Here is an 8,928-nt window from a genome sequence, read left to right on the forward strand (position 1 = left end):
CTCGGCGGATGCGGATCTACCGGGTTCCCCGGTGAAGGTACCCCCATGCGCGGCCCGCCGAGGCGCGCGTCACCCCTGAGGGGGCCTCTCCGTGCCCGGGTCGGCCCCGGAATCAGGTGCCGGTGTCGCTGCGGGGAAGCAGGCCGAAGACGCCGTCGAGGCCGACGATGTGCAGGATGCGCAGCGTGGGGGCGGGCACGGCGGTGAGCGCGATGTCCGCGCCGGCGGCGTCGGCGTGGTTGCGCGCGGCGATCATGGCGGCGATGCCGCTGGAGTCGCAGAACGTCATGGCGGCCAGGTCCAGGACGAGGCGCTGACCGGGGCGCAGGGCGAGGGCGGCGACCAGGTCCCGCAGTGCGGCGGCGCTGGTGTAGTCGAGGTCACCGGTGATCTCCAGGACGGGGCCGAGCGCGGCGTCTCGGGTGGTGATCTTCAGCGGGGTCATCGTGTGTCGGTGTTTCCGTGGTCGGGCGCGGGCACGCCGATGGCCAGCAGGGCGGTGTCGTCGTCGAGGCCGCCGCCGAAGCCGTCCAGCAGACCGGTCAGGGCCTGGACGAGGGCCTGCGGGGACTTCCCCGCGTGGTCGGCGGCGAACGCGAGCAGGGCCTCGTCCCCGTACAGGCTGGTGCGGTCCTCCCCGGTGCGGGCCTCGGTGAGGCCGTCGGTGTAGAGCAGGAGGGTGTCGCCGGGGGCGAGGACGGTGGTCGTGGTGGTGAAGGGCGCGCTCGGCAGGATGCCGACGAGCAGCCCGCCGGGGGTGGGCAGGAAGGCGGCCGTGCCGTCGGCGCGCAGGACGAGCGCCGGCGGGTGGCCCCCGGAGGCGAGGCGGACGGCGACCTCGCCGGTGGCGGCGTCGGGTTCGAGGAGGCCGAAGATGGCGGTGCAGTAGCGCGGGTCGCCGCCGGTGTAGCGCTCGTGGAGCACCTTGTTGAGGGTCGAGAGGGCGGAGGCGGGCTCCGGGTCGTGCAGCGCGGCGGCCCGCAGGGTGTACCGGGTCAGCGAGGTGACCGCGGCGGCCTGGGGGCCCTTCCCGCACACGTCCCCGAGGAAGAAGGCGAACCGCTTCTCGTCGGCGGGGAAGACGTCGTAGAAGTCGCCGCCCAGCCGGTCGGGGGAGGCCGTGTGGTAGTACGCGGCCGTCTCGACACCGGGCACCGGGGGCAGGCTGTCGGGCAGCAGCGACTGCTGGAGCACGGCGAGCGCGTCCTGCAGGCGGGCCCGGTCGGCCTCCGCCTGCCGGCGCGCCTCCTCGGCGGCCTTGCGGCCGCGCAGCAGCTCCTCCTCGTAGGCCCGGCGTTCACGGGCGTCGAAGACCGTCGTGCGGATCAGCAGCGACTCGCCGCCGCTGCCGTACTTGACCGTGGAGGAGACCAGCACCGGTATCCGGCCGCCGTCGGCCCGCCGGATCTCCAGCGCGATGCCGCTGATCTCGCCCTGCATCCGCAGCAGCGGCGCGAAGTGCGTCTCGTGGTACAGCCTGCCGCCCGCGGTCAGCAGGTCGGTGAACCGCATCCGGCCCACCACCGCCTCGCGCTCCAGCCCGACCCAGTCCAGCAGCGTGGCGTTGATCCGGGCGATGGTGCCGTCCATCAGCGTGGACAGGTACCCGCACGGCGCGCTCTCGTACAGCTCCTCGGCGCTGTCCTCCAGCAGTGCGGCGAACGCCCCGTTCGCCGCTCCCCGGTCTCTCGGCCCGTGCGGGTCGGGCTGCGGCCCGGTACGGGCCATCACCGCAGCTCCGCCAGGAAGCCGGTGATCGCCTCGTTGGTCGCCTCGGGCGCGGAGAGGTGCGGGCAGTGGCCGATCGCGTCGAGGGTGACGAGCCGCGAGCCGGGGATCTCCCGGTGCACGAAGGCCCCGACCTCGCGCGGGGCGATGGCGTCCTCGGTGCACTCGATGACCAGCGTCGGCACGTCCACGCTCTTCAGGTCGTCCCGCGTGTCGGACAGGAACGTGGTCCGGGCGAAGACGCGCGCCATGTCCGGGTCGGTGGCGCAGAAGCTGTTCTTCAGCTCCTCCCCCAGCTCGGGCCGGTCCGGGTTCCCCATGATGACGGGCGCCATCGCCGCCGACCAGCCGAGGTAGTTCGACTCCAGCGACGCCAGCAGCTCGTCGATGTCCTGCGCGGTGAACCCGCCCCGGTAGCCCTCGTCGTCGATGTAGCACGGGGACGGGGCCACCATCACGTGCGCGCCGATGCGCTCGGGGGCGGCGGCGGCGGCCAGGACGCCGATCATGGCGCTGACCGAGTGCCCGACGAACACGGCGTCGCGCAGGTCGAACTCCTCGCAGACCTCCACCACGTCCTGGGCGTAGCCGCTCAGCGACCCGTACCGCTCCTCCGAGAACGCGGCCGCGTCCGCCCGCCCCGACCCCACGTAGTCGAACAGCACCACCCGGTACGCGTCGACCAGGGCCGGCACTGTCAGCCGCCACATGTTCTGGTCACAACCGAACCCGTGGGCCAGCACCACCGTCCGCCCGCGCGGGTTCCCGGTGACGGTGACGTTGTTCCTGCGACCGATAGACATACCGGCCACTCTCTCAGAACCCCTCGGCCACCGCGGCACGGCCCCCGTCCGCCCCTCGCGGCGCCGGGCGGGCCGGGGACGGGGGCGGCCCGCGCGTGATCCCGGATGTCACTCCGGATCGTTCCGGATGCCCTGCCCGCCGCGCGCGCCGCTACCTTGTCGACGGCGCCCGCAAGACCGTCCCGTCCGGAGTCCGGGGAGCAGCGATGCCGACGACCGTTACCGCCGACCGCCCTGCCGCCGCCGCGCTCCGCCGCCAGGAGCGCCAGGTGCTCTCCGCGGTCGGGTGCGGCCTCGGGGACGACGAGATCGCCGTCGCCCTCGGCGTCCCCGAGGACACCGTGGCCGAGCACGTCGCGCGGATTCTGGTGAAGCTCGGCCTGCGCGACCGGGCCGCCGCCATCGTCCACGCCTTCGACTGCGGTCTGGTCGCCCCCGGCCACGGCCCCCGCGCGCGACCGGTTCGACCGGCCCCCCGGACCGCGGCCGCGCCGGCGGCGGGAGCGGCGCCGCGGATACGGGTCTGCCTGCTCGGACCGCTCCAGGCCTGGCGAGACGGGCGGCCCCTGCACCTGGGGCACCTGCGCCAGCAGGCCGTCCTGGCGGTGCTGGCGCTGCGCATGGGGCGTCCCCTCAGCCGGCGGGAACTGCTCGACGACGTCTGGGGGATGGAGCCGCCGGCCGCGAACGTGGTGCCCGTGTACGTCTACCGGCTGCGCAAGGCCCTGGGCGACGGGGGCGGTCCGGCCCCGGTCATCGAGGGCGGGCCGCGGGGGTACCGGCTGCTCCCCGGCGCGGTCGACCTGGACGTGGCGCGCCTGGAGGAGCTGGTCGCCGGTCTCGGACAGGCGGAGCGGGCGGGCGATCCGCCGGAGGCGGTCCGCCTCTGCTCCCAGGCGCTGGAGCTGTTCCGCGGGGAGCCCCTGGCGGGTGTGCCGGGGCCGCTCGCCGAACTGGAGCGGCTGCGGCTCACCGAGCGCAGGGTCGCCCTCGTGCGGCGGAAGGCGGAGTGGCAGTTGCGCCTCGGGCAGGCCGCCGAGGCGATCGCCGAGCTGTTCGCCCTGTCGGCGGCCCGCCCCCTCGACGAGCCGCTGGCCGCGATGCTGATGCGGGCGCTGTACCGGGACGGGCGCCAGGCCGACGCCCTGGCGGTGTACGAGCGCGCCCGCCGCCTCCTCGCCGACGACCTCGGGGTCCCCCCGAGCGGGATGCTGCGGCGGGCGCGCCAGATGATCCTGCGCGGTGACGAGGCCGGTCTCGGTCTCAGCCCCTTGACGGGGTCCGCCACCGGGCTGTGATCACCGGGCGGCGGGGCGCCGCGCGTGGTGCCACGGCTCGTTCGCGCTGTCGCTGGGGTGGTCCCCGGTGAAGCCGTTCGGGCAGCCGTCGACGTGGTCGCGCGGGGAGGCCCGGAGCACGGCGGACTCGTCGCAGCCGGTTCGGCCCGCCGACGCCCGCCCGCGCGCTCGCGCCGTCGGGGACCGCGGCGGGGCGGCCGACGTGCCGCTGGACGTCGCCGGTGAGGCCGTCCCGGTCCCGCGCGCTCCCCGTGCCGGCGACGACCGTGCGGCCGTCCCGCACGGAGCAGTCGCCGCCCGCGCCGTGGACCGCGGCAGCGGGAGCCCGGCGTCCGACCGGGGTCCCGCCGCGGCGGGACCTCTTCTTCTCCGCTCGCGTTCGGTCCTCCGGGTGCGGTCCGGCTCGCCCCGCGACCCCGGCGGCGGGCGATGACCTGGCGAGGGGACGCGCGGCGAAGCCGATTCCATCGGTATTTCATCGGTGCTTCCTACTGTCGGCCGCCGTTGACCGGAGTTCCCGACGGAGAGGCCACCATGGCAAGACACGGTTCGACCCGCAGATGCGCCGGAGCGGCCCTCGTGGCCGCCATCTGGGCGCTGGTCCTCGCGATGACCGCCTCGGCCGCCGTCGCCCGGCCCGCGCCACCGGGTCCGGGCGGCGACCGGTCCGGGGTCTCGCACTACTTCAGCGGCCCGCAGGGCCTGGCCATCCCGACCGCGCCGTGCGACCCGGCCGGCCCGTCGGCCACCGACGGCGTCCTGGCCGCCCAGCTCAATCCGCAGCTCAGCGCGAAGATGGCCGGCCACCTGAACGCGTACCGGATGTCGTGCGCGCGGATGGTCACCAAGGCGGTGAAGGACCGGGGGCTGAACCCGCGGGCCGCGACGATCGCCATCGCCACGATCATCGTCGAAACCACCATGAACAACTACTCCCAGGCCGTCGACCACACCAGCATCGGGCTGTTCCAGCAGCAGGACTGGTGGGGCAGCCGCGAGCAGCGCCTGGACCCGGCGTACGCCACCAACGCCTTCCTCAACGACATGGAACGGCGGTACCCGGACGGCTCGTGGAACAACGCGCCGATCGGCGAGGTGTGCTGGCGCGTGCAGCAACCGCGTGAGGACCTGCGCCACCTCTACGGGCTCGAGGCCGGCGACGCGGCGCTGATCGCCAACGCCCTGTGGTCCGGTGCGAACACCGGCCCCAAGCACCCCTACGCCTCCGGCCGGATCGTGTCCGGACGGTCCGCGGACGGGCGCCTGGAGACGTTCGCCGCCGCCGCTGACGGCGTGTACCACGCGTGGCAGACCGCGGTGAACGGCGCGTGGTCGCCGTGGCGGTTCGTGGGCGGCCCGCGCGACGCGCAACTGGCGGTGGCGTCCAACGCGGACGGGCGGCTCGAGCTGTTCGCGCTCTCGGACAGCACGCTCGACCACATGTGGCAGACCGGGCCCAGTGCCGGATGGTCGTCCTGGGCCAACTTCGGCACCGGCGGGCACCGGTTGGCGGCGGGCAACAACGCCGACGGCCGGATCGAGGTGTTCGCCTCCAACGCCGAGGGGGTCTTCCACCGCTGGCAGACCGCGCCCAGCGGCGGCTGGTCCCGCTGGGAGGGCACCCGCGGGGGCCCGGCCAACGCACGGCTCGCCATGGAGACCGCGCCCGACGGGCGCCTCGAGGTCTTCGCGCTGTCCGACACGACGTTCGAGCACCTGTACCAGACCGGCGTCAACGGCCAGTGGTCCGCCTGGGAGGGCTTCGGCACCGGCGGGCACGCCCTCGCCACCAGCTACAACCAGGACGGCAGGCTCGAGGTGTTCGCCTCCAACGCCGAAGGGGTATTCCACCGCTGGCAGACCGGCCCGACCTCGTGGTCGGAGTGGACCGGCACCAGCGGGATCCCCGACGCCGAGCTGGCCACGGCACGGTCGGTCGACGGGCGGGTCGAGGTGTTCGCGATCAACTCGACGACCGCGACCCACGCCTGGCAGACCCGCCCGAACGCGGAGTTCTCCGCCTGGGAGACCTTCGGCACCGGCGGCACGTCGATCGGGACGGCCGGCAACGCCGACGGCCGCATCGAGGTCTTCGGCACGAGCCACGCCGGCGTCTACCACCGCTGGCAGACCGGCTTCACCACCTGGTCGGAGTGGGCGTGGCTGAACGATTCCGGCCCCGCGATGCCCCAGCGCCTGTCGGCCGCCGCCGCCCGGAGCTAGCGGCTCCGCGAGGCACGCCCGCCCGCCGCCCGCCGACCCGGCGGCGGCGGGCGGGACGACGCGTCCGCCGTCGTACGAACCCCCTCCCGGCTCGGGTCGAGGCCGGCGCACCGCACCCGGCCCGCCGGCCTCGTCCACGCGGTCGCGGACACCCTGCGGGGCCGCCCGCCGGCGCCTCCCGGATCGGGCGGCCCCGCTCCCGCGCGGGGCACCAGGCGCGGCGGACGCACGAATCCCGCCAAGCGGGAAGAGCTCCGGCACGGCGTCCGCGCGGCCCTCCCCGACGCGGACCGCGGCCCTCCGGCCACGGTGACCTTCCCCACTGCGCCCGTCCAGAACGGGGCATCCACGGCGTCGGTCGCCGAATTCCAGCCGCGTGGCCGAAGTGCACCGGTGAACTCCCGTGGGAGATGGGTATCGTTCCGCTGTCCGACAAGCGACAAAGAGGACAGGGGGAGCGGTGAGCGGTGTAGTCGTCCATCTGCCGCAGGGGAGCGGTGACGCCGCCGGGGGCGCATCGAACGGTGACCCGGTGACGCTACGGCTGGGCCCCGGCGAGGTCGCCCGCTTCGGACGGGGCTCCGCGACCGCCCCCGTCGAACTGCGCCTCGACGACCCGGCGATCTCCCGCCTCGCCGGCGAGATCCGGGTCACCGACGACCACTGGCAGTTGACGAACCTCAGCACCACGCACAGCTATCTCGTGGAGAACCCGGAGGGGGCGGGGGAATACCTGCGGGTCCCGCCGCGGCGGGTGGGGGTGCCCATCCCGTTCGAGTTCTCGCGCGTCGTGCTGCCGGCGCGCGGCGACACCCCGGTCTCCTTCCAGGTGTTCGCTCCCGACCACCTCTACCTGGACCCGGACGCCATGGGCGGCCCCTGGGGGAACAGCACGGTCACCGCGTACTCCCTCAACGAGACGGCCACCTACTTCCTCGTCCTGGTCGCGCTCTGCGAACCGCGCCTGCGCGACCAGTCGCGCGTGGCGGTGCCCACCACGCCCCAGATCGTCGAACGGCTCAGCGGGCACCCCACCGTCGGCGAGTTGACGGCGCGGGCGGTCAGCTCGCACATCGACTACCTCGCCGAGGAGAAGCTGCGCATCGGCGGCCCGGACGCCCACGAGTCGGGCAAGGGCGACCGCCGCAACGGCAAGCGGGAGGAGATCGTGGCGTTGGCGCTGCGGTTCGGTCTCGTCCGGGAGGAGCACCTCGCGCTGCTGCCGCCCCCGGCCGGGGCCGGCGGGCGGGAGCGGCAGACCGCGCGATGAGACCGCCGCACGGCCCGCGGGACACCACGGACGGCGACGGCGCGGACCTGCTGCCCCCCGGCTACCGGGTCGGAGACTGGATGATCACCCGGTTGATCGGTTCCGGGGGCTGGTCCACGGTGTACGCGGCGCGACCGGCCGAGCCGCGCCCGGCCCGCGCCGGCGAGGACGCCGCGCCCTCGGGCCCGACCGACGTGGCGCTCAAGATCATGCCGACCGCCGGGCTCGCGCCGCGCCAGGCGCGCAGGATCGTGGAGTGCGCCGGCCGCGAGGTCGAACTCGGGCGCAGGGCAGGGCATCCGCGGCTGATCGGCCTCCTGGAGTCCTTCGTCCTCACCGGCTCCGACCGCCCCTCCCTGGAGGGCGCGATCGTGCTCGTCATGGAGCGGGCCACCGGCAGCCTGCGGGAGCTGATCGACGCGGGCGTGCCCGAGGCCGAGCGCGGCCGGGTGATCGCGGGCATCTGCGAGGGGCTCGCCCATCTCCACCGGTCGGGCTGGGTCCACGCGGACCTCAAGCCGGAGAACGTCCTGGTGGGCGCGGACGGTTCCGTGAAGCTCTCGGACTTCGGCCTCGCCACCGAGCTGACGGGGACGCACGGTTACGTGCCGCCGCTGGGCACCCTGGACTACTTCCCGCCCGAGCGCTGGGGGGCGCCCCTGGGCGAACTCGGCGTACGGGTGCGGCCGACCACGGACATCTGGGCGCTGGGCATCGTCATCCACGAGGTGTTCGCGTCCGGCGGCTCCCCCTTCTCCGGGGGCACTCCCCTGGCGCGGGGCGCCGCGGTCCAGGAGTACGGCCAGGGGCGTGCGCCGCTGCGCATGGACCAGGCCGTACCGCCGTTCTGGCGCGCGCTGGCAGCCGACTGCCTCGCCCCGACCCACGAGGCCCGCGCCCCCCACACCGCGGAGAGCCTGCTCGCCCGCATCGCCGTGCACCGGGAGAGGCCCCGGGCGCGAGCGGGACGGCGGGCCGTCCGGACCCGCGCGGCCGTCCTGGCCGCGGCCCTGTGCGGGATCGCCGGCGCGACGCTGTACGCGGACGCGGTACGCACCTCCCCCGCACCGCCCGGCCTGGCGGGCGCCACGGCGTTCGCCGCGGTCACGGTGTACAACGCGGACCGCGACTGCCGGGCACGCACCGACCGGACCCCGCGGTGCAGCCTGGGCCTGGCCATCGACCCCGTCCGCCCCTACACCGCGCAGAACGTCGTCCCGACCAGGGTGTGGCACGGCGACGTCCTCACCGCGGACTGCCAGGCGTCCGACGGCCAGACCATCATCGACGAGGAGGACCACCGGTCCTCCCACTGGTTCCGCGTCCACCTCCCCGCCGACGCCCGACCCCGTACGGCCTGGCTGCCCGCCGTGCGCGCGGCGGAGCGCCCGGCGCTGCCGGAGTGCCGCCCCTGACGACGGGGCGACGCGGACGGCACGGGCCGCCCGCCCCGCGGAACGTCCGGTCGCCCGCCGGGGCGGGGGGGGGGGGGCGGCGGGGGGGGGGGGGGGGCCCCCCCCCCGCCCCCCCCCCCTCCCCCCCCGGGGACCACAGGCCCCCACTAGCTGTGAAGAAAAACCCCAACGCCTCCCTACCAGGAGGTTCC

At 75.2% G+C, this 8,928-nt stretch carries 7 protein-coding genes; 4 read left to right on the forward strand and 3 right to left on the reverse strand.

Annotated elements, in window-relative coordinates:
• Positions 1–112 precede the first annotated feature (112 nt).
• The 3 genes from ACZ6EJ_RS23170 to ACZ6EJ_RS23180 are packed head-to-tail and all read right to left on the reverse strand — an operon-like array spanning position 113 to position 2,531.
• Entirely contained in the window at positions 113–445 is a 333-nt protein-coding gene (locus ACZ6EJ_RS23170; protein WP_469269676.1) for an STAS domain-containing protein, read from the reverse strand.
• Positions 442–1,728 carry a PP2C family protein-serine/threonine phosphatase gene (locus ACZ6EJ_RS23175; RefSeq protein ID WP_469269677.1) on the reverse strand — a complete coding sequence of 429 codons (1,287 nt, stop codon included), beginning with the start codon at positions 1,726–1,728 and terminating at the stop codon, positions 442–444. Before ACZ6EJ_RS23175 ends, ACZ6EJ_RS23170 begins: the two co-directional genes overlap by 4 nt.
• Positions 1,728–2,531, reverse strand: coding sequence for an alpha/beta fold hydrolase (locus ACZ6EJ_RS23180; protein ID WP_469269678.1), 804 nt, complete (start codon positions 2,529–2,531; stop codon positions 1,728–1,730). Before ACZ6EJ_RS23180 ends, ACZ6EJ_RS23175 begins: the two co-directional genes overlap by 1 nt.
• 206 nt (positions 2,532–2,737) lie before the next feature.
• On the opposite strand from ACZ6EJ_RS23180, the gene ACZ6EJ_RS23185 reads away from it, so the two are divergent.
• The 4 genes from ACZ6EJ_RS23185 (at position 2,738) to ACZ6EJ_RS23200 (ending at position 8,737) form a co-directional block, all read left to right on the forward strand.
• A complete protein-coding gene (locus ACZ6EJ_RS23185) occupies positions 2,738–3,829 on the forward strand; it encodes a BTAD domain-containing putative transcriptional regulator (RefSeq protein WP_469269679.1) in 1,092 nt (363 codons plus the stop codon).
• A gap of 534 nt (positions 3,830–4,363) precedes the next feature.
• Positions 4,364–6,052 (forward strand): PLL family lectin, encoded by a 1,689-nt coding sequence (locus ACZ6EJ_RS23190; RefSeq protein WP_469269681.1) that lies wholly within the window; start codon positions 4,364–4,366, stop codon positions 6,050–6,052.
• 460 nt (positions 6,053–6,512) lie between these two features.
• A complete protein-coding gene (locus ACZ6EJ_RS23195) occupies positions 6,513–7,322 on the forward strand; it encodes an FHA domain-containing protein (RefSeq protein WP_469269682.1) in 810 nt (269 codons plus the stop codon).
• On the forward strand, positions 7,319–8,737 hold the full coding sequence (locus tag ACZ6EJ_RS23200) for a serine/threonine-protein kinase (RefSeq protein ID WP_469269683.1): 1,419 nt from the start codon (positions 7,319–7,321) through the stop codon (positions 8,735–8,737). The genes ACZ6EJ_RS23195 and ACZ6EJ_RS23200 overlap by 4 nt, the downstream gene beginning before the upstream one ends.
• Positions 8,738–8,928: the final 191 nt, after the last annotated feature.

The organism is Streptomyces sp. NPDC041970 (assembly GCF_055588985.1).

Coding starts and splice junctions, on each gene's coding strand:
- ACZ6EJ_RS23170 (WP_469269676.1), bottom strand. CDS start 445: ATGACCCCGCTGAAGATCACCACCCGAGACGCCGCGCTCGGCCCCGTC.
- ACZ6EJ_RS23175 (WP_469269677.1), bottom strand. CDS start 1,728: ATGGCCCGTACCGGGCCGCAGCCCGACCCGCACGGGCCGAGAGACCGG.
- ACZ6EJ_RS23180 (WP_469269678.1), bottom strand. CDS start 2,531: ATGTCTATCGGTCGCAGGAACAACGTCACCGTCACCGGGAACCCGCGC.
- ACZ6EJ_RS23185 (WP_469269679.1), top strand. CDS start 2,738: ATGCCGACGACCGTTACCGCCGACCGCCCTGCCGCCGCCGCGCTCCGC.
- ACZ6EJ_RS23190 (WP_469269681.1), top strand. CDS start 4,364: ATGGCAAGACACGGTTCGACCCGCAGATGCGCCGGAGCGGCCCTCGTG.
- ACZ6EJ_RS23200 (WP_469269683.1), top strand. CDS start 7,319: ATGAGACCGCCGCACGGCCCGCGGGACACCACGGACGGCGACGGCGCG.